At 60.0% G+C, this 17,830-nt stretch carries 19 protein-coding genes and 1 pseudogene; 14 read left to right on the top strand and 6 right to left on the bottom strand.

Annotated features, from left to right (window positions below):
- Positions 1-224: 224 nt before the first annotated feature.
- Positions 225-521 (bottom strand): hypothetical protein, encoded by a 297-nt coding sequence (locus ACYZT9_RS25850; protein WP_282376168.1) that lies wholly within the window; start codon positions 519-521, stop codon positions 225-227.
- Between the two features lie 123 nt (positions 522-644).
- On the opposite strand from ACYZT9_RS25850, the gene ACYZT9_RS25845 reads away from it, so the two are divergent.
- Both ACYZT9_RS25845 and ACYZT9_RS25840 read left to right on the top strand, forming a co-directional pair.
- The gene (locus tag ACYZT9_RS25845; protein ID WP_462007988.1) at positions 645-1,304 is read left to right on the top strand and encodes a glutathione S-transferase family protein; all 660 of its coding nucleotides are present in this window, start codon (positions 645-647) and stop codon (positions 1,302-1,304) included.
- Positions 1,305-1,485: 181 nt separating this feature from the next.
- The gene (locus ACYZT9_RS25840) at positions 1,486-2,160 is read left to right on the top strand and encodes a glutathione S-transferase family protein (protein WP_462007987.1); all 675 of its coding nucleotides are present in this window, start codon (positions 1,486-1,488) and stop codon (positions 2,158-2,160) included.
- Between the two features lie 53 nt (positions 2,161-2,213).
- On the opposite strand, the gene argH is transcribed toward ACYZT9_RS25840, so the two are convergent.
- Entirely contained in the window at positions 2,214-3,608 is a 1,395-nt protein-coding gene (gene argH / locus ACYZT9_RS25835; RefSeq protein ID WP_462007986.1) for an argininosuccinate lyase, read from the bottom strand.
- A 344-nt stretch (positions 3,609-3,952) separates the two neighbouring features.
- Here argH and ACYZT9_RS25830 point away from each other — a divergent pair.
- The 8 genes and pseudogenes from ACYZT9_RS25830 to ACYZT9_RS25795 all read left to right on the top strand — a co-directional run.
- Positions 3,953-4,069: pseudogene (locus ACYZT9_RS25830) on the top strand (sensor histidine kinase); the annotation flags it as partial.
- Positions 4,066-4,812 (top strand): LytR/AlgR family response regulator transcription factor, encoded by a 747-nt coding sequence (locus tag ACYZT9_RS25825; protein ID WP_462007985.1) that lies wholly within the window; start codon positions 4,066-4,068, stop codon positions 4,810-4,812. The pseudogene ACYZT9_RS25830 and the gene ACYZT9_RS25825, both read left to right, overlap by 4 nt.
- Before the next feature lie 138 nt (positions 4,813-4,950).
- Positions 4,951-5,892: a hydroxymethylbilane synthase gene (hemC, locus tag ACYZT9_RS25820; protein WP_462007984.1), complete on the top strand. Its 942-nt coding sequence runs from the start codon at positions 4,951-4,953 to the stop codon at positions 5,890-5,892.
- Positions 5,889-6,656 (top strand): uroporphyrinogen-III synthase, encoded by a 768-nt coding sequence (locus ACYZT9_RS25815; RefSeq protein WP_462007983.1) that lies wholly within the window; start codon positions 5,889-5,891, stop codon positions 6,654-6,656. The genes hemC and ACYZT9_RS25815 overlap by 4 nt, the downstream gene beginning before the upstream one ends.
- 16 nt (positions 6,657-6,672) lie before the next feature.
- Positions 6,673-7,827, top strand: coding sequence for a uroporphyrinogen-III C-methyltransferase (locus tag ACYZT9_RS25810; protein ID WP_462007982.1), 1,155 nt, complete (start codon positions 6,673-6,675; stop codon positions 7,825-7,827).
- On the top strand, positions 7,824-9,062 hold the full coding sequence (locus tag ACYZT9_RS25805; RefSeq protein WP_462007981.1) for a heme biosynthesis HemY N-terminal domain-containing protein: 1,239 nt from the start codon (positions 7,824-7,826) through the stop codon (positions 9,060-9,062). Before ACYZT9_RS25810 ends, ACYZT9_RS25805 begins: the two co-directional genes overlap by 4 nt.
- A 229-nt stretch (positions 9,063-9,291) precedes the next feature.
- Positions 9,292-9,843 carry a disulfide bond formation protein B gene (locus tag ACYZT9_RS25800; protein WP_462007980.1) on the top strand — a complete coding sequence of 184 codons (552 nt, stop codon included), beginning with the start codon at positions 9,292-9,294 and terminating at the stop codon, positions 9,841-9,843.
- Positions 9,844-10,021: 178 nt separating this feature from the next.
- On the top strand, positions 10,022-10,480 hold the full coding sequence (locus tag ACYZT9_RS25795) for an Rsd/AlgQ family anti-sigma factor (protein ID WP_007899333.1): 459 nt from the start codon (positions 10,022-10,024) through the stop codon (positions 10,478-10,480).
- 64 nt (positions 10,481-10,544) lie between these two features.
- On the opposite strand, the gene ACYZT9_RS25790 is transcribed toward ACYZT9_RS25795, so the two are convergent.
- The gene (locus ACYZT9_RS25790; RefSeq protein WP_462007979.1) at positions 10,545-11,210 is read right to left on the bottom strand and encodes an FKBP-type peptidyl-prolyl cis-trans isomerase; all 666 of its coding nucleotides are present in this window, start codon (positions 11,208-11,210) and stop codon (positions 10,545-10,547) included.
- Positions 11,211-11,402: 192 nt separating this feature from the next.
- Between ACYZT9_RS25790 and ACYZT9_RS25785 the strand changes: the two genes are divergently transcribed.
- On the top strand, positions 11,403-12,389 hold the full coding sequence (locus ACYZT9_RS25785) for an AlgP family protein (protein WP_462007978.1): 987 nt from the start codon (positions 11,403-11,405) through the stop codon (positions 12,387-12,389).
- Here the strand turns inward: ACYZT9_RS25785 and ACYZT9_RS25780 are convergent.
- A complete protein-coding gene (locus ACYZT9_RS25780; protein WP_462007977.1) occupies positions 12,386-12,850 on the bottom strand; it encodes a TIGR02444 family protein in 465 nt (154 codons plus the stop codon). The genes ACYZT9_RS25785 and ACYZT9_RS25780 overlap by 4 nt on opposite strands.
- A gap of 50 nt (positions 12,851-12,900) precedes the next feature.
- Between ACYZT9_RS25780 and ACYZT9_RS25775 the strand changes: the two genes are divergently transcribed.
- The 3 genes from ACYZT9_RS25775 to rhtB all read left to right on the top strand — a co-directional run bounded on the left by ACYZT9_RS25775 (position 12,901) and on the right by rhtB (position 16,278).
- Positions 12,901-14,811, top strand: a complete 1,911-nt coding sequence (locus ACYZT9_RS25775; protein ID WP_462007976.1) for an ATP-binding cassette domain-containing protein — start codon at positions 12,901-12,903, stop codon at positions 14,809-14,811.
- Positions 14,811-15,392: a mechanosensitive ion channel domain-containing protein gene (locus ACYZT9_RS25770; RefSeq protein WP_462007975.1), complete on the top strand. Its 582-nt coding sequence runs from the start codon at positions 14,811-14,813 to the stop codon at positions 15,390-15,392. The genes ACYZT9_RS25775 and ACYZT9_RS25770 overlap by 1 nt, the downstream gene beginning before the upstream one ends.
- 253 nt (positions 15,393-15,645) lie before the next feature.
- Positions 15,646-16,278, top strand: coding sequence for a homoserine/homoserine lactone efflux protein (gene rhtB / locus ACYZT9_RS25765; RefSeq protein WP_462007974.1), 633 nt, complete (start codon positions 15,646-15,648; stop codon positions 16,276-16,278).
- A gap of 211 nt (positions 16,279-16,489) precedes the next feature.
- Here rhtB and ACYZT9_RS25760 read toward each other — a convergent pair whose 3' ends face one another.
- Positions 16,490-17,233 carry a penicillin-binding protein activator LpoB gene (locus ACYZT9_RS25760; RefSeq protein ID WP_462007973.1) on the bottom strand — a complete coding sequence of 248 codons (744 nt, stop codon included), beginning with the start codon at positions 17,231-17,233 and terminating at the stop codon, positions 16,490-16,492.
- Between the two features lie 3 nt (positions 17,234-17,236).
- Entirely contained in the window at positions 17,237-17,824 is a 588-nt protein-coding gene (gene lpoB / locus ACYZT9_RS25755; RefSeq protein ID WP_462007972.1) for a penicillin-binding protein activator LpoB, read from the bottom strand.
- Positions 17,825-17,830: the final 6 nt, after the last annotated feature.

Here is a 17,830-nt window from a genome sequence, read left to right as displayed (position 1 = left end):
GCGCCCCTAAGGTGATCCCACTCGCGCGGCATGTCCAGTGCCCGCGACAGGGTTTTTTCCTTGAGGTGCATTCCCCCGGCGGGTGGCTCGGCAGCGGGGTGCGTTCCAGTGTAGTCAGGGTCTGGGAGAAGGCGGGAATGATGGGTGACAATTTGTGTGCGGGAGTGCGACTGGCTGATGAAGGGGGCTCCCTCGCCACAAAAGCCCCATCCGGCAATGACGACTTATTTCTTCTCCGGTGGCAGCTCTGGCAGCGCACGTAGCGCCGTTTCATACCACTCGGTATTGAACGCGCGGTCTTCTTCGAGGATCGCGTCGATTTCCACCGCCAAAACGTGCGCCATCAGATTGAGGATTTCTTCACGTTCGTAACCGACCAGGGTCAGCTTGTTGAAGGTCGCCTTGGCGGCAGGCGGATTGTCGCTTTCGATCTGGTTTTCGATGGCTTCGATCAGGGTGTTTTCGGCGAACTCTTCTTCGTCGATATCGTCTTGGTTGTTGTCGGGGGTTGGCTCACTCATGGCAGGCTCCTCAAGGAAAGGCGGCCAGTTTACCTGCATTCAGCGCTGTGATGCTGCTGGCGAGAAATGCCCGGGCGATCTATAAACACCACTGCCAACCCCGCACGGCCTGGAGGCTTAGTGATGCTCAAGCTTTATGGATTTTCCGTCAGCAACTACTACAACATGGTGAAGCTGGCGCTGCTGGAGAAAGGACTGCCCTTCGAAGAAGTGCCGTTTTACGCTGGCCAGAGCCCCGAAGCGCTGGCTATCAGCCCGCGCGGAAAGGTGCCGGTGCTGGGTGTGGAGCAGGGTTTCATCAACGAAACCAGTGTGATTCTCGAATACATCGAGCAGAGCCAGAAAGGCACGCCGCTGCTGCCGGGCGATCCCCTCGAACGGGCGCAGGTCCTCGCGCTGGCCAAGGAAATCGAGCTGTACATCGAGCTGCCGGGTCGTGCCTGCTACGGCGAAGCATTTTTCGGTATGTCGGTGCCGGACGCGATCAAGGACAAGGCCAAAGCCGAGTTGCTGCTGGGTTTTGCCTCGCTAGGACGGCACGGCAAGTTTGCCCCTTATGTAGCGGGCGACAGCCTGAGCATTGCGGATTTGTATTTCCTATACAGCGTGCCGCTGGCCTGTGCGGTGGGGCAGAAGCTTTTTGGTATTGACCTGTTGGCGGACATGCCGGCGGCCAGGGTGTTGCTGGAGAGTCTGGAGCAGAATCCGAACGTGCAGCGGATTGCGGCAGACAAGGATGCGGCGATGCCAGCGTTCATGGCGATGATCGCGTCCAAGCGATAAAGAAGGGAACGGCCATTTTGCGTGTCAGAAGCTTCGTAATCTTTTGTCCCAAATGGCCGTCATCCTTGTCGGGCGGCACTTTCAGTCGTTTTAGTCGCATACGGTAATAAGCGAACACTTACAGGATATCGAGCAATGTTTACCTTGAGCGCCGAATCTGCACGGTCAAGGAGAACCGGTGATGCTCAAGCTGTTTGGCTTTGCGGCCAGTAATTATTTCAACATGGTCAAACTGGCACTCCTGGAAAAAGGCGTGCCGTTTGAAACAGTCCCCTTTCATGGATGCCAGAACCCGGACATCCTTGCCGTGAGCCCGCGCGGAAAAGTGCCAGTGCTGGAGACGGAACAAGGTTTCCTGAGCGAGACGGACGCGATCCTTGATTTCATCGAAGACACCCAGCCAGGCATTTCGCTGCTCCCCAAAGACCCGTTTGCCCGGGCAGGCGTTCGAGCCTTGGCCAAGGAAATCGAGCTGTACATCGAACTGCCAGCGCGAGTCTGTTACGTCGAAGTGTTCTTTGGTGGCAGGCCGACACCCGAAGCGCTGAAGGTCAAGTCCAAGCGAGACCTGATCAAAGGATTCACTGCCTTGAAACACCGGGCACGGTTTGCTCCGTACGTGGCGGGCGAGCAATTCTCCCTGGCCGATTTGTACTTTCTCTACAGCGTCGATCTGGCGGTGGACGTCGGGAAGCGGTTGTTCAACATCGACTTCCTGTCCGACATGCCTGGCGCCTCGGCGTTGCTGCGGCGCTTGGAGGATAATCCGAATGTGCAAAAAGTCGCCGCTGACAGACTGGCCGAAGCGCCTGCGTTTCTGGAGCGAGTGCGGGCAGTGGCGCGTGCAACAGGCTGACATAAAAAAGCTCGATGACCGTCAAGCCATCGAGCTCCATCATTACTGCAGTCTTAACGGTTGGCGAGCAATGCCTGACCGCGAGCCACCGCCTGCTTGACCTGCGCCGGCGCAGTCCCGCCGATATGGTCGCGGGCGTTCACCGAACCTTCGAGGGTCAGCACCGCGAACACGTCCTGATCGATCTGGTCGCTGAACTTGCGCAGTTCTTCCAGACTCATTTCCGCCAGGTCCTTGCCGCTTTCCACACCGTACTTCACCGCGTGGCCAACGATTTCATGGCAATCACGAAACGGCAGGCCACGACGCACCAGGTAGTCGGCCAGGTCGGTGGCGGTGGAGAAACCGCGCAGTGCCGCTTCGCGCATCATCGCGTGCTTGGGTTTGATTGCCGGGATCATGTCGGCAAAGGCCCGCAGCGAATCGCGCAGTGTGTCGGCGGCGTCGAACAGCGGTTCCTTGTCTTCCTGGTTGTCCTTGTTGTAGGCCAGTGGCTGGCCTTTCATCAGGGTCAGCAGGCCCATCAGCGCGCCAAAGACGCGGCCGGACTTGCCACGCACCAGTTCCGGCACGTCAGGGTTTTTCTTTTGCGGCATGATCGAGCTGCCTGTGCAGAAGCGGTCCGGCAGATCGATGAACTGGAACTGCGCGCTGGTCCACAGCACCAGCTCTTCGGAAAAGCGCGACAAATGCATCATCGCGATGCTCGCGGCCGAGCAGAACTCGATAGCGAAGTCACGATCGGACACGTTGTCCAGCGAGTTGCCGCCCACGGCGTCGAAGCCCAGCAGTTGCGCGGTGTATTCGCGGTCTATCGGGTAAGTGGTGCCCGCCAGCGCAGCGCTGCCCAAAGGCATGCGGTTGGTGCGCTTGCGGCAGTCGACCAGACGCTCGTAGTCGCGGCTGAGCATTTCGAACCAGGCCAGCATGTGGTGACCGAACGTCACCGGCTGTGCGGTTTGCAGGTGGGTGAAGCCCGGCATGATGCTGCCGGCTTCACGTTCGGCCTGTTCCAGCAAGCCTTTCTGCAGGCGTGTGATTTCCGCCAGGATCAGGTCGATTTCGTCACGCAGCCACAGACGGATGTCGGTGGCGACCTGGTCGTTACGGCTGCGGCCGGTGTGCAGCTTTTTACCGGTCACGCCGATGCGGTCGGTCAGGCGCGCTTCGATGTTCATGTGCACGTCTTCGAGGTCGATGCGCCAGTCGAACTGACCGGCTTCGATTTCACCCTGGATGGTCTTCAGGCCATCGGTGATGCTGTCGCGCTCGGCATCGGTCAGTACGCCGACCTTGGCCAGCATGGTGGCGTGGGCGATCGAGCCCATGATGTCGTGGCGATACAGGCGCTGGTCGAAGGTGACGGAGGCGGTGAAGCGGGCGACGAAGGCGTCGACGGGTTCACTGAAGCGGCCGCCCCAGGACTGATTGGTCTTGTCAGTGCTCATGAATTCGCTCGTATCGGCTGAAGAAATATGACGTTGAAAGCTGTCGCGGATAATAACAGGGTTGCCAATGCTGTCGCTGACACTGGTTGACACGTTTTTTTCTCAAATCCCGGCCTATGCTCGAAGCCAGCGGGACATGAATTGCACAACGATATTTTTCAATTGAGCAATAACGTCCCGGCAACCGTCTACAGTTGGACAGTAGGGATCAGCGCACTTCTTGTCGCAGCGGACTATAAGAAGAGGGGGTGTTCGTATTGTGTATCAGCAAATCCTACGGCGATGCCTCGCCAACGCGGGCCTGGGCCGCCAATTGCCCGGCAGATGAAAATTTAGCCGTCGGCCTGGCGGCACTTTTTGGCCCTCGCGCTAGTCTTAGCGTGGATCGCGGTGACGGACGTCACTTCACCTGTCTACGCTATCCTTGTGCGAGACTCACGCAGGAATCCAGCGCAATATGAATGTCCTGATCGTTGATGACGAACCCCTTGCCCGCGAGCGCCTGAGCCGAATGGTCGGCGAACTCGAGGGATACAGTGTCCTGGAGCCGAGCGCCACGAACGGCGAAGAAGCGTTGGCACTGATCGACAGCCACAAGCCGGATATCGTGTTGCTCGATATCCACATGCCGGGCCTCGATGGCCTGCAAGTGGCTGCACGGTTATGCGAACGTGAAACCCCGCCTGCCGTGGTGTTTTGCACAGGGCCCGATGAATTTGCCGTGGAAGCCTTACAGGCCAGCGCCGTAGGCTATCTGGTGAAACCTGTGCGTACAGAACAATTGCATGAATCGTTGAAGAAAGCCGAGCGGCCCAATCGGGTCCAGCTTGCGGCTTTGACCCGTCCCGCCGCCGAAACCGGCAGCGGCCCGCGCAGCCATATCAGCGCGCGAACCCGTAAAGGTATTGAACTGATCCCTTTGGGTCAGGTGGTTTACTTTATTGCCGACCACAAATACGTGACCTTGCGCCACGAAGGCGGCGAGGTGCTGCTGGATGAGCCGCTCAAGGCCCTTGAAGATGAGTTCGGCGACCGATTCGTGCGCATCCACCGCAACGCCCTGGTTGCCCGCGAACGCATCGAGCGCCTGCAACGCACGCCTCTGGGACATTTTCAGCTCTTCCTCAAAGGCCTGAACGGCGACGCCCTGATCGTCAGTCGGCGTCATGTGGCGGGTGTGCGCAAAATGATGCAACAGCTTTAATTCGCTATCCGCAGGCGAATTGCTCACCCGATTGCCGGACATCCGGGGCCAGGGAGGCCAGGCAATACCTGATACAAGTCAAAGTCAGTTTGACTGAGCTGTTATTATCCGCCGTATCTATTCAGTACGGATTGATCCATGTCCTCTCGCGAAATCCGCATCGCCACCCGCAAAAGTGCTCTCGCCCTGTGGCAGGCCGAATACGTCAAAGCCCGTCTTGAAGCGGCCCATCCGGGTTTGCTTGTGACACTGGTACCCATGGTCAGTCGCGGCGACAAGCTGCTGGACTCACCGCTGTCGAAAATCGGCGGCAAGGGCCTGTTCGTCAAGGAACTGGAAACCGCGTTGTTGGAGAACGAAGCCGACATCGCCGTGCATTCCATGAAAGACGTACCGATGGACTTCCCCGAAGGCCTCGGTCTGTTCTGCATCTGCGAGCGAGAAGACCCGCGTGATGCCTTCGTCTCCAATACTTACGCTAGCCTGGATGAACTGCCGCAAGGCAGTATCGTCGGCACCTCCAGCCTGCGCCGTCAGGCCCAGTTGTTGACCCGCCGCCCGGACCTGGAAATCCGCTTCTTGCGTGGCAACGTCAACACGCGCCTGGCCAAGCTTGATGCCGGCGAATACGACGCCATTATCCTCGCGGCTGCCGGCCTGATTCGCCTGGGCTTCGAAGATCGCATCACCTCGGCCATCAGCGTCGACGACAGTCTGCCGGCCGGTGGCCAGGGTGCCGTCGGTATCGAATGCCGAACGGCCGACATCGAAATCCACGCCTTGCTCGCGCCTCTGCACCATCAGGACACCGCCACCCGCGTGACCGCCGAACGTGCGCTTAACAAGCATCTGAATGGCGGCTGCCAGGTGCCGATCGCCTGCTACGCCGTGCTGGAAGGCGAGCAGATCTGGTTGCGCGGTCTGGTAGGCGACCCGAGCGGCGGGTTGCTGCTCAGCGCCGAAGCCCGTGCGCCGCGTAGCGATGCCGAAGCCCTTGGTGTGCGAGTGGCCGAAGACCTTCTGAATCAGGGCGCCAATGACATTCTGAAGGCGGTCTATGGCGAGGCGGGTCACGAGTGACAGGCTGGCGCTTGCTGCTGACACGTCCCGCGGATGAGGCGGCGGCGCTGAGCGAGGTTTTGGCCCAGGCGGGGGTTTTCAGCAGCAGTTTGCCGCTTTTGGAAATTGAACCGATTCCTGCCTCTGACACAATGCGCGAGGTGATCCGGCAGCTGGATCGTTACTGCGCGGTGATCGTGGTCAGCAAGCCGGCCGCCAGAATGGCTGTGGATCTGATCAGTCAGTATTGGCCGCAGCCACCGCGCCTGAAGTGGTTCAGCGTGGGCGCCGCGACTGCGCAGATTCTCGATGATCACGGGTTGGACGTGAGTTTCCCCGGCGAGGGTGATGACAGCGAAGCCTTGCTGGAACTGGCGCCGTTGCGCGAGGCTGTCGCGCGGCCCGATCCACGGGTGTTGATCATGCGGGGAGAGGGCGGGCGCGAGTTGCTCGCTGAGCGTTTGCGCGAGCTTGGTGCTAGTGTCGAGTATCTGGAGTTATACCGCCGCGACCTACCGCAGTACCCGCCAGCAGCACTGCCTGAGCGGATCAAGGCGGAACGCTTGAACGGGCTGGTGGTCAGCAGTGGACAGGGTTTTGAGCACCTGCATCAATTGGCCGGCGATACCTGGGCACAATTGGCGCAGTTGCCGTTGTTTGTTCCAAGCCCCAGGGTCGCCGAGCTGGCACGTGCCGCCGGAGCCCAAACAGTTGTGGATTGTCGTGGCGCCAGTGCCGCGGCTTTGCTGACGGCGTTACGGGAGCATCCCGAACCCGTTCTCTGATGCAAAGGATGGATACGTGAACGAAACAGCCTTGCCTAAAGATGACGTCCAGCCAGTGCTCGATGCGCCGGTTGAAGCTCCGGTTGAAACTGCGCCACCTGCTGCAGAGCAGCGCCGAGGCAACGGGCTGGCAATAGTCGCGTTGCTGTTGGGCGCCGCCGGTGTGGCGGTGGGCGGTTGGGGCGTCTGGCAGGTGCGTCACCTGCAAGCCAATACGCAGCAGCAGCTGAGTCAGGTGCAGGCGTTGAACGATCAGGCACAAAGTCTGAAGCTGAACGAACAACGGCTGAGTGCGCGCCTTGAGCAAATGCCTGCCGCCGAGGAGCTAGACGCTCGCAGCCGCCTGGTGATTCAACTGCAAGGCGATCAGCAGCGATTGAATCAACGTCTGGAAACTGTCCTCGGCGCGAGCCGCAAGGACTGGCGTCTGGCTGAGGCCGAGCACTTGCTGCGCCTGGCCAGCCTGCGGCTTTCGGCGTTGCAGGACATCAGCAGCGCTCAGGCCCTGGTGCAGGGCGCCGACGAAATTCTTCGTGAACAGAACGATCCGGGTTCCTTCGCCGCTCGCGAGCAAGTGGCGAAAACCCTCGTCGCCTTGCGTAGCACTGAACAGCCGGATCGCACCGGTCTTTTCCTGCGACTGGGGGCGTTGCGAGATCAGGTGATCAACCTCACCGAGCTGGCACCCGAGTACAAAGATCGCGGCGAATCCCTGCTGGGTTTGACCGCCGATGGTGACGGCGCCAGTCGTTGGGCGCAGTGGTGGGATCAGATCTCGCGTTACATCCGCATCGATTTCAATGCCGATAAAAATGTGCGTCCGCTGCTGGCAGGGCAGAGCCTGAGTCAGGTGCGTCTGGCCCTGAGCCTGGCGCTGGAACAGGCGCAGTGGGCGGCACTCAACGGTCAGGCCGCGGTTTACACCCAGGCGCTGGACGAGGCGCGGGACGTGCTCAAAGGCAACTTCAACCCGGACAACCCGCAGAGCAAAGTGATGCTTGAGCAGGTGGGCGAGCTGAGCAAGCAGCCGGTCACAGTTGTCACGCCGGATCTGACCGGCACGCTCAGCGCGGTTCAGGGCTATCTCGAGCGACGTAATGTCAATGCCGAGGACTCGATGAAACCCATGGCCAAGCCTGCCGCAAACACCCTGCAGGAGGCCACGCCATGAAGCGTCTCTATGTGATCGTGTTTCTGGTCATTGCCGCTGCCGCCGCTTTGGGATTGGCGATTGCCGAGCATTCCGGCTACGTGCTGATCGCTTACAAGAGCTTCCGTTTCGAATCGAGCCTGTGGGCGACCTTGGCGTTGGTGTTGGTGTTGTGGCTGGTTTTCTGGGGCATCAAGGCATTGGTCGAATTGGTCACGACCTCGAGTGGCGTGGTCAATCCCTGGTCGCGGCGCAATCGCAGTCGTCGGGTGCAAGTGGCGATCGAACACGGTCAGATGGACCTGGCCGAAGGCCGTTGGGCCAGCGCGCAGCGTCATTTGCATCGCGCCGCGGAAGCCGAGCGCCAGCCACTGCTTTATTACCTCGGCGCTGCCCGCGCCGCGAACGAACAAGGTCACTACGAGGAAAGTGACAGCCTGCTCGAGCGTGCGCTGGAACGCCAGCCCCAGGCCGAGTTGGCGATAGCCTTGAGCCACGCTCAATTGCAGACTGACCGCGGTGACACCGAGGGCGCCCTGGTGACCTTGCAGGCCATGCATGAGCGTCACCCTCATCACGTCCAGACCTTGCGCCAGTTGCAGCGCTTGCATCAACAGCGCGGTGACTGGTCGGCCGTGATTCGCCTGCTGCCGGAGCTGCGCAAGGACAAGGTCCTGCCACCCGCCGAGCTGGCCGAACTGGAGCGCCGGGCCTGGGGGGAAAACCTGTCCCTGGCAGCGCGGCAGGAAGAAGACGGAACCGTCGGCTTGCAATCGCTCAACCGCGCCTGGCAGCAACTCACCTCGGCACAGCGCCAGGAGCCGCAACTGGTGTTGGCGTATGCCGAGCAACTTCGGCAGATCGGGGCCCAGGTCGAGGCCGAAGAGGTGCTGCGAACGGCGCTGAAGCGCAACTACGACAGCCATCTGGCGCGCCTTTACGGACTGGTTCGCGGCAGTGATCCGGCACGTCAGCTGCAGGCTGCCGAGGGCTGGCTGAAGAATCATCCGGCGGACCCGAGCCTGTTGCTGACCCTGGGTCGCCTGTGTTTGCAAAACAGTCTGTGGGGCAAGGCTCGTGACTATCTGGAAAGTAGCCTGCGCGTGCAGCGCAACCCGGAGGCCTGTGCGGAGCTGGCGCGATTACTGGCGCAATTGGGTGACACCGAGCGCAGCAATCAGCTGTTTCAGGAAGGCCTTGGCCTCTTGGATGAACGCCTGCTGGCTGCGCCGTTGCCAGTTCCGGTTCACGCCTGATCGTGTGGCGAGGGGGCTTGCTCCCTTGCCACAAGATACGTGTTCCAACGACGTTTTCTTACCTTCGTAATGCTTCGAAGGCAGATTCCTACAGAGGACTACGTCTGATCCTCCAGATGCTGTCGGGAATTCCCTACACTTCTGTTGAAGTCTCTCTGCTGCCCTGTCTTGTAAGGCTGGCGCGCTTTCCTCTACCGTAACCACTTGTCTCTATTGGTACGGAAAAGCCATGTCGCTGGCCTGCTCACGCTCCTTGTTTTTCATGGTTTTCGTTGCCGGCGCCCTGGCCTTGGGCGTTTCCTACTACCTGGAATATGCGGTCGGCCTCCAGCCGTGCGGCATGTGCCTGTTGCAGCGGATTTGTCTGGCGATGCTCACGGGCGTCTGCCTGATGGCTTCGGTGCATGGGCCCGCCCGTTTTGGATCTTTCCTGTATTGGCTGCTGGCTTTGCTGTGCAGTCTGGCAGGAACAGTGACCGCATGGCGCCAGGTACTATTGCAAGGCGATCCGCTGCAACAGCTGTCCACGTGTTCACCCGATCTGGCCGGTCTGTTCGCAAGCAACCCCTGGGTTTACGTTGTGCAGCAAATGTTCAACGGCACGGCCGACTGTGCACAGATTTCCTGGACGCTGTTCGACCTGAGCCTCCCGGAGTGGAGTTTGCTGTTCTTTGTCGCCATGACGATTCTGAGTATTTACCAGTTGCTGCGCCTTGTCCGCATCGCCTGCCATCGACCGCTCAGCGGTGAGTCGTCGCACCCCGCGCTGGTGGGCGATTAAACACTTGTATGAACTTTATCTCCTGCGTACCTTGAAGCCACAGTCGCGCGGGCATAATCTGGCCCGCACGTGTCATTGGAATTATGTTGCTCGAATGACGCTCTGCCTGGCCGATCCTTGATCTTCAAGTGTGCGACAGGTGTAGGGCAGCATGACCCACAAGGGAAGAGAGATCACCATGCTCGAAAGTTGTCAGAATGCTCAGGAACGCTGGGGTGGAGTGCATCTGCTGATCGATCGCTGGTTGCAGGAGCGTCACGAACTGGTTCGGGCCTATGATGCTCTCGGCGCCAAGCCTGAGGCTCTGGGCGAGAATCGCAAGCCATTGCAGGAGTTCTGCGGCGTGCTGGTCGATTACGTGTCTGCCGGGCACTTCGAGATCTACGAACAGCTGACGGGCGAAGCCAAAGCGTTTGGCGACACCCGCGGCCTTGAGTTGGCCGAGACGATCTACCCGCGGATCGACGTCATCACCGAGAAGCTGCTCGCGTTCAATGACCTGTGCGATGCCGGCAAGTGCGTGGCAGAGAAATTCAAGGAACTGGGCGGCCTGTTGCACGAACGCTTCGAACTGGAAGACTGCCTGATCGAAGTGCTGCACACCGCTCACAAGGAAGAGGATTCGGTTCAAGCCTGAAGCTCTTCCGGCAACACCCTCAAAAAAACGGTGCGCTATGCGCGCCGTTTTTCGTTTGTGCTGTTCAGCCGGTGACGCCGCGCAATTCGACTTCGAATACCAGCGGCGTGAACGGCTCGATCAAGTCGCCGGCACCGTCGGCGCCGTAGGCTTGGGCCGATGGAATAACCAGTCGCCATTTCGCACCGACCGGCATGTTTTGCAGGGCGCTGCGCCACCCGCTGATCACACTGTCGAGACTGAACCACTGCGGCTGGCTGTTCTGATCGAACACGGTGCCGTCAGGGAGGCGACCGATGTACAGGACCTGGACTTTGCCATTCGGGCCGGCTTTCGCACCGGTACCCGGCGCCAGCTCCGTCAGCAATACACCATCGGCCAATTCACGAACACCGGGTTTGGCTTTTTCTTGCGCGAGAAAACGTTGCTCTTTTTCGAGGGCGATTTCGCTCTGCGGCGTGCTCTGTTGCAAGGCAACCTGTGCTTCATGCTCGGTGAGAATCTGTTCGATCTGTTCATCTTTCAGAGCGAGGGGTTTGCCTCGATAGGCTTGCTGCAAACCTTCGACCAGTGCCTGAAGTTGCAGGCCGGGAACCTCCTGACGCAAACGTTCACCGAGGCTTGCGCCCAAGCTGTACGCGAGATCGTGAGCTTCATTTTCGTTGGTTTTTTCGGCGGCCTGGGCCACGGAAAAAAACACGCACAGCAATAAAAAAAGGTAGCGCGACATCGGCACTCTCCGACCTGAGATGCCGCAGATTATGCCAGTGTGAACGCGTACGACAGTGAACTTGTTTTGCGCAAGCCCGGAAGATTTTCGATCCGTTGCAACGCAGCGCTTTCGATACTGTCAACATGCCCTAGCGGCGGTATCAGCAGAGGGCTACTATGAGCCGCACCCACGTCAGCCAGGAGGTAAACCATGTCGGCCACCAAGAAGCCTGTAAATACCCCGTTGCACTTACTCCAACAACTCTCGGGCAGCCTGCTCGAGCATTTGGAAACCGCTTGTTCCCAAGCCTTGGCTGATGCTGAAAAACTGCTCGCCAAACTGGAAAAGCAGCGCGGAAAAGCGCAGGAGAAATTGCATAAATCCCGCACCAAATTGCAGGACGCTGCGGCGGCCGGCAAAGCCAAGGCACAAGCCAAGGCGAAGGATGGAGTGAAGCAACTCGAAGACGTGCTCGATGCCCTCAAGGATCGTCAGTCCGAGACCCGCTCCTACATTCTGCAACTCAAGCGCGATGCTCAAGAAAGCCTGAAACTGGCCCAGGGCGTCGGTCGTGTACAAGAGGCTGTCGGCAAGGCGTTGTCCCTGCGTTCGGCCAAGCCTGCTGCGGCCCCTGCCAGGAAAGCCGCTGCCAAACCTGCCGCCAAGGCTCCGGTGAAAGCTGCAGCCAAGCCAGCAGCAAAACCGGCGGTGAAAAAACCAGTCGCTGCCAGCGCTGCAAAACCGGCTGCGAAAACTGCAGCTGCCAAACCTGCCGCCAAGCCAGCCGCTGCCAAAACTGCGGCCGCTAAACCGGCTGCAAGAACTGCTGCTGCCAAACCGGCTGCGGCGAAAACTGCAACTGCCAAACCGGCCGCAAAACCAGCAGCTAAAACCGCCGCTGCGAAAACTGCTGCCAAGCCTGCGGCAAAACCGGTTGCGGCAAAAACCGCTGCCAGGCCAGCCGCCGCCAAAACCGCTGCAACCAAACCTGCTGCTGCCAAACCGGCTGCAAAACCAGCCGCCAGGCCAGCCGCAAAACCAGCCGTGAAAAAACCGGCCGCTGTTGCCAAGCCAGCGACGCCAGCGCCATCCGCTTCGGCCGCTCCTGCACCAGCAGCCTCCACCTCGACAGCCACCACGGCGCCAACGCCGATTGCACCGTCGAGCTCCAGCTCCACCCCAACCAGCGCTTCCTAAGTGCCGGTTGCCGCGACGCGCAGCTGATGCAGCGCGTCGCGGTCCAGGTGGGCGGCACCGGCCGCCACGCCCTCCAGCCAGGCCGTTAAATCGGTTGTTTCATCTTGCGGCCAGCTCTGTGCCGATCGCTCCAGTCGCATTAACAGATGCCGTTCGGCTTCCATTTCCAGTGTCTTCACGTGTTCGCGCAAACTATTCAGATCGGCATCCTCGCTAGCGGCGGCTTTCCATTGCAGGCGCAAGGCGCGCAACGGTTGCACGACATCCGCGTCCCAAGGTCCGGCTACATCGCGAAGCTGCTGCAAACGTTGTTCGTTGCAGGTAACGCCACGTTCTGCCAGCCACAGCCCGCACAGCAGCAGGCACACGTTTACACCCGTCGACTGCAAGTGCAGGCACGCGCGTTCAACGCCGCGACGGGAGTAAGTGATTACGGAAAAGCTCCACAGGTCAGAGGACATAGTGCTACTCGCGCCAGTTGCGAGCGAAGCTGGTAGACTCCGCCGCCATTATGATTCGACTTCAGAACCTGACTTTACAGCGTGGCCCGCAACGTCTGCTAGAAGACGCCGAGCTGACCCTGCACGCCGGCCACAAAGCCGGCCTCATCGGTGCCAACGGCGCCGGCAAATCGAGCCTGTTCGCCTTGATCCGGGGCGAGCTGCACCCGGACTCGGGTGACTGCTTCCTGCCGGCCGACTGGCGCATCGCTCACATGCGTCAGGAAATCGAGACGCTCGAACGCTTGGCGGTCGACTACGTGCTCGATGGCGACCTGCGCCTGCGTGAGGTGCAACGCGACCTCGCCGCCGCCGAAGCGGCCCATGACGGCGCCGCTCAGGCCCGCCTGCACTCGGAGCTCGACAGCGCCGACGGTTACACCGCCGATGCCCGCGCCCGCAAGTTGTTGGCCGGCCTCGGGTTCACCAACGAGCAGATGGATCGCCAGGTAGGCGATTTCTCCGGCGGCTGGCGGATGCGTCTGAACCTGGCCCAGGCGTTGATGTGTCCATCGGACCTGTTGCTGCTCGACGAACCGACCAACCACTTGGACCTCGACGCCATCATCTGGCTCGAAGAGTGGCTCAAAAGTTACCCCGGCACCTTGCTGCTGATTTCCCACGACCGGGATTTCCTCGATGCCGTAGTCGATCACGTGGCCCACGTCGATCAACGCAAGATCACCCTGTATCGCGGTGGTTACAGCGCTTTCGAACGCGCCCGTGCCGAACGTCTGGCCCAGCAACAGCAAGCCTACGAGAAGCAGCAGGTGCAACGTGCGCACATGGAGAGCTACATCGCCCGCTTCAAGGCCCAGGCCACCAAGGCCCGTCAGGCCCAGAGCCGGATCAAGGCGCTGGAGCGGATGGAAGAGTTGTCCGCAGCACACGTCGATTCGCCGTTCGACTTCGTCTTCCGCGAATCGACGAAGATTTCCAGCCCGTTAATCGACCTGTCGGATGCCCGTTTGGGCTACGGCGACAAAACCGTGCTGGAGAAGGTCAAGCTGCAACTGACGCCCGGCGCGCGCATCGGTTTGCTCGGCCCCAACGGTGCCGGCAAATCGACCCTGATCAAAAACCTCGCCGGTGAACTTTCACCGCTGGCCGGTCGACTGACCCGTGGTGAAAACACCGTCGTCGGTTACTTCGCCCAGCATCAGCTGGATTCCCTGGACTCGAAGGCCAGCCCGTTGCTGCACTTGCAGCGCCTGGCGCCGACCGAGCGCGAACAGACCCTGCGCGACTTCCTCGGCGGCTTCGACTTCCGCGGCGCTCGCATCGATGAGCCAGTGCTGAATTTCTCTGGCGGTGAGAAGGCTCGCCTGGCCCTGGCGTTGATCGCCTGGGAGCGGCCGAACCTGCTGCTGCTCGACGAACCGACCAACCACCTCGACCTGGAAATGCGCCTGGCGCTGACCATGGCCCTGCAGGAGTTCAGTGGTGCGGTGCTGGTGGTCTCTCACGATCGCCATTTGCTCAAAAGCACCACTGACAATTTCTATCTGGTGGCGGACGGCAAGGTCGAGGAGTTTGACGGTGACCTGGAAGACTACGCCCGTTGGCTGGTCGACTATCGTCAGCGCAATGCCCCGGTCAGCAATACGCCGGTCAATCCGGACAAGACCGACAAAAAGGCCCAGCGGCAGGCCGCCGCCGCGTTGCGTCAGCAACTGGCGCCGCACAAGCGCGAGGCCGACAAGCTCGAAGCCGAGCTGGGCAAGCTGCATGAGAAACTGGCGAAAATCGATACCAGCCTTGGTGACAGCGACATTTACGAACCGGCGCGCAAGAACGATCTGCGTGATCTGCTGGCCGAACAGGCCAGGCTGAAGGTGCGTGAAGCCGAGCTGGAAGAAGCCTGGATGGAAGCACTGGAATTGCTTGAAAGCATGCAGGCGGAGCTGGAGGCGCTGTCCTGATGGAGGCGTTCAAGTTGTCGCTGTCACCTGTGTGGGTGGAACCCATCTGGCTCGTCGTGCAAATCCTGCTGATCTTGCTGGCGGGTTATTTCACACAACGCTTCGTTGCCAGATGCCTGACTCGCCTGGGCGAGCGCTACCCGTTTCCACCACAACTGCTGATGCCGCTGCGTGGCGGTCTGCGCTGGCTGATCATGGGCAGTGCGCTGATTTTCGTGCTGGAACGCCTGGGCGTTTCGGCCACGGTGCTCTGGACGGCGTTGTCCGGTTTCGTTGCGGTGGCCGCGGTGGCGTTTTTCGCCATGTGGAGCGTGCTCTCCAATCTGCTCTGCGCAATTCTGATCTTTACCGTCGGCCCGTTCCGCATTGGCGACGTCGTCGAGTTGGTGGATACCACTGACAAGCCTGGCGTCAAAGGCCGGGTGGTGGCGATCAATCTGCTTTACACCACGTTGGTTGAAGCTGAAGAGTTGGGTACGGGCAGCGCCATGGTGCAGGTGCCTAACAGCCTGTTCTTCCAGCGGTCGGTTCGACGCTGGCGCGGCACGGATATGTTCCCGTCCGGCGGGTTTGAAAAGTAAACCTTCTATTGCCTGAAAGTCCGCTATCGCGAGCAAGCTCGCTCCCACAGGTTTTTGGGTTGGATTGCAGATTTGTGATCAGCCCAGATCCCTGTGGGAGCGAGCTTGCTCGCGATAGCGGACTTTCAGACGATGAGCCCTCAAGCCGTAAACACTTGTCGGCAGCCCCAACATCCTGCAAAAAAATCGATGGTCATCGCCCCCAAGCCGCATTAGCTTAGACGTCTGACACGAGTCTGAATCGAGGTGTGCGATGGAGCTTCAAACATGGCTGGCGTTTTTTGCCGCCTGCTGGGTGATCAGCCTGTCTCCCGGTGCCGGCGCCATTGCGTCGATGTCCAGCGGTCTGCAATACGGTTTCTGGCGCGGTTACTGGAATGCCCTGGGCCTGCAACTGGGCCTGGCAGTGCAGATCGCGATTGTCGGTGCCGGTGTTGGCGCGATCCTCACGGCGTCGGCCACCGCTTTTTATGCGATCAAATGGTTCGGCGTGGCGTATCTGGTTTACCTCGCGATCAGGCAATGGCGTGCGTTGCCAAGCGACATGAGCGACGACGCGGCCGTACGTCAGATCGGCAAGCCGATGGCCCTGGTGTTCCGCGGTTTCCTGGTCAATATCAGCAACCCCAAGGCGCTGGTGTTCATGCTCGCGGTATTGCCGCAATTCATCGACCCCCATGCGCCGCTGCTGGCTCAGTACCTGATCATCGGCGTGACCATGGTCTGCGTTGATCTGATTGTCATGGCCGGTTACACCGGGTTGGCGTCCAAGGTGCTGCGTTTGTTGCGCACGCCCAAGCAGCAAAAACGCATGAACCGAACCTTTGCCGGATTGTTCATTGGCGCCGCGGCGTTCATGGCGACGTTGCGTAAAGCTGCGGTGTAAACCGGTCAGGCACAAAAAAGGCGACCTCACGAGGTCGCCATTTTTCATTTGTGATGCGGATGCCCTCGTGGAGAGGGCCTTTGTGGCGAGGGGATTTATCCCCGTTGGGTCGCGAAACGGCCCCAGAAGATGGGACTGCTACGCAGTCCAACGGGGATAAATCCCCTCACCACAACAGCAGTTCACCATAGGGTTAGAGCAAACTCTTGGGTCAGTGCAGAATCACCGGCGCCGTATCCCGTGGCAGGTTGTTGCGCAGCGGAGCTTGCCCCGGCTGCTCATAACCAGCGCCACTCAGCTGCTGGCTCAACTGCGCGGCCACGTCTTCGCCCAGCGCCTTGGACACGTCACGAACCACCCGTGGCCGGTTCAACGAAACCTTGATGTCCCGGCCATTCACCAGTTTGGTGTCCTGACCTTCGCCCATCGCCGTGAACGCCGAGGTGATTTCGTAAGTCCGGGTGTTGATCAGGCTGAAGTCCGCCACCAGGGTCAGGCCCAGCACTGCCGAATGGCTGTCGGTGTTGGCCAGCTCGGTCACGTCGCGCGTGAAATCAATGTCCGACACGGTACCGAACAGTACGTAGTCGGCACCCTTGAAGTTGCCCGCTTTGATCCGCTTGATCACGTCATAGACGTCACCTTTGGACGAGGCGGTGTACGGCGTGCCTTGCACCAACTGAAACATTCCGGTGCGCAGTATCTCGCCCTTGATGTCGCCGGTGAATTTACGCAACTCACCTTGCTCGATGTAGCTGTAAGTGGCCTCGATTTCGTTGTAGCTCGAGGAACCACTGGCGCTGTAGTAACCCTCGCGATAATTGTTCTTGGCGGAAACGATGTGGATGTATTGCTCCACTCGCTCCTGATACGCCAAGTCTGTCACCGCGACTTTCGGGGCCGCTTGCACGCTGAACGCGCAAGCCAGGGCCATCATGCCAATCCATGCGCGCATTGATTAACGCTCCGTGGTCTTGCGGATCTCTTTCTCGTCCATCCACTCGGCCAGACCGCTTTCAACGTCGATCAATTGCAGGCTGAATTTGTAGAAGACGTCCTTGTAGTCGCTGCTGCGCTTGACGATCGAGCTGATCGAACCTTCAAGGCGGTATTTGGCGGCGATCATGTTGCCGGTCTTGGCCACGGTGGCTTTCTTGTAAAGGCCGCTCTGGTTTTGCAGCTTGAGCTGATCGACCTGGCTCTGCATCGCGGTGTTGTCGCTGGCGAAGCGGGCGGTGCCGGACTTCATCAATTGGGTCTTGATGCTGGTGGTGATTTCGCGGGTATCGATGTACTCGCTGGTCTTGTTCTTCACGTCGTAGACCTGGACCACCGGACGGCCTTGCAGAATGCCGGATTGGGCGAGGGAGCGGGTCATGGACTCGGCAATCATCTGCAAGTCGGTGGAGCCGAACTCGTTGGTGACGGTTTCCACGGCCTTGGTGTCGCCGTAGCTGATGTTTTTACTGCCCAGGGTTGGCGAAGTATTGGCGCAACCGCTGGCCAGAAGGGCGATAACGGCGATGAAGGTAAAGCGTGCAAACATGGGAAT

It is taken from the genome of Pseudomonas sp. ZT5P21 (assembly GCF_054897785.1).
Note: the sequence above shows the minus strand (reverse complement) of the source record. Positions and strands in the feature narration are given on the sequence as shown.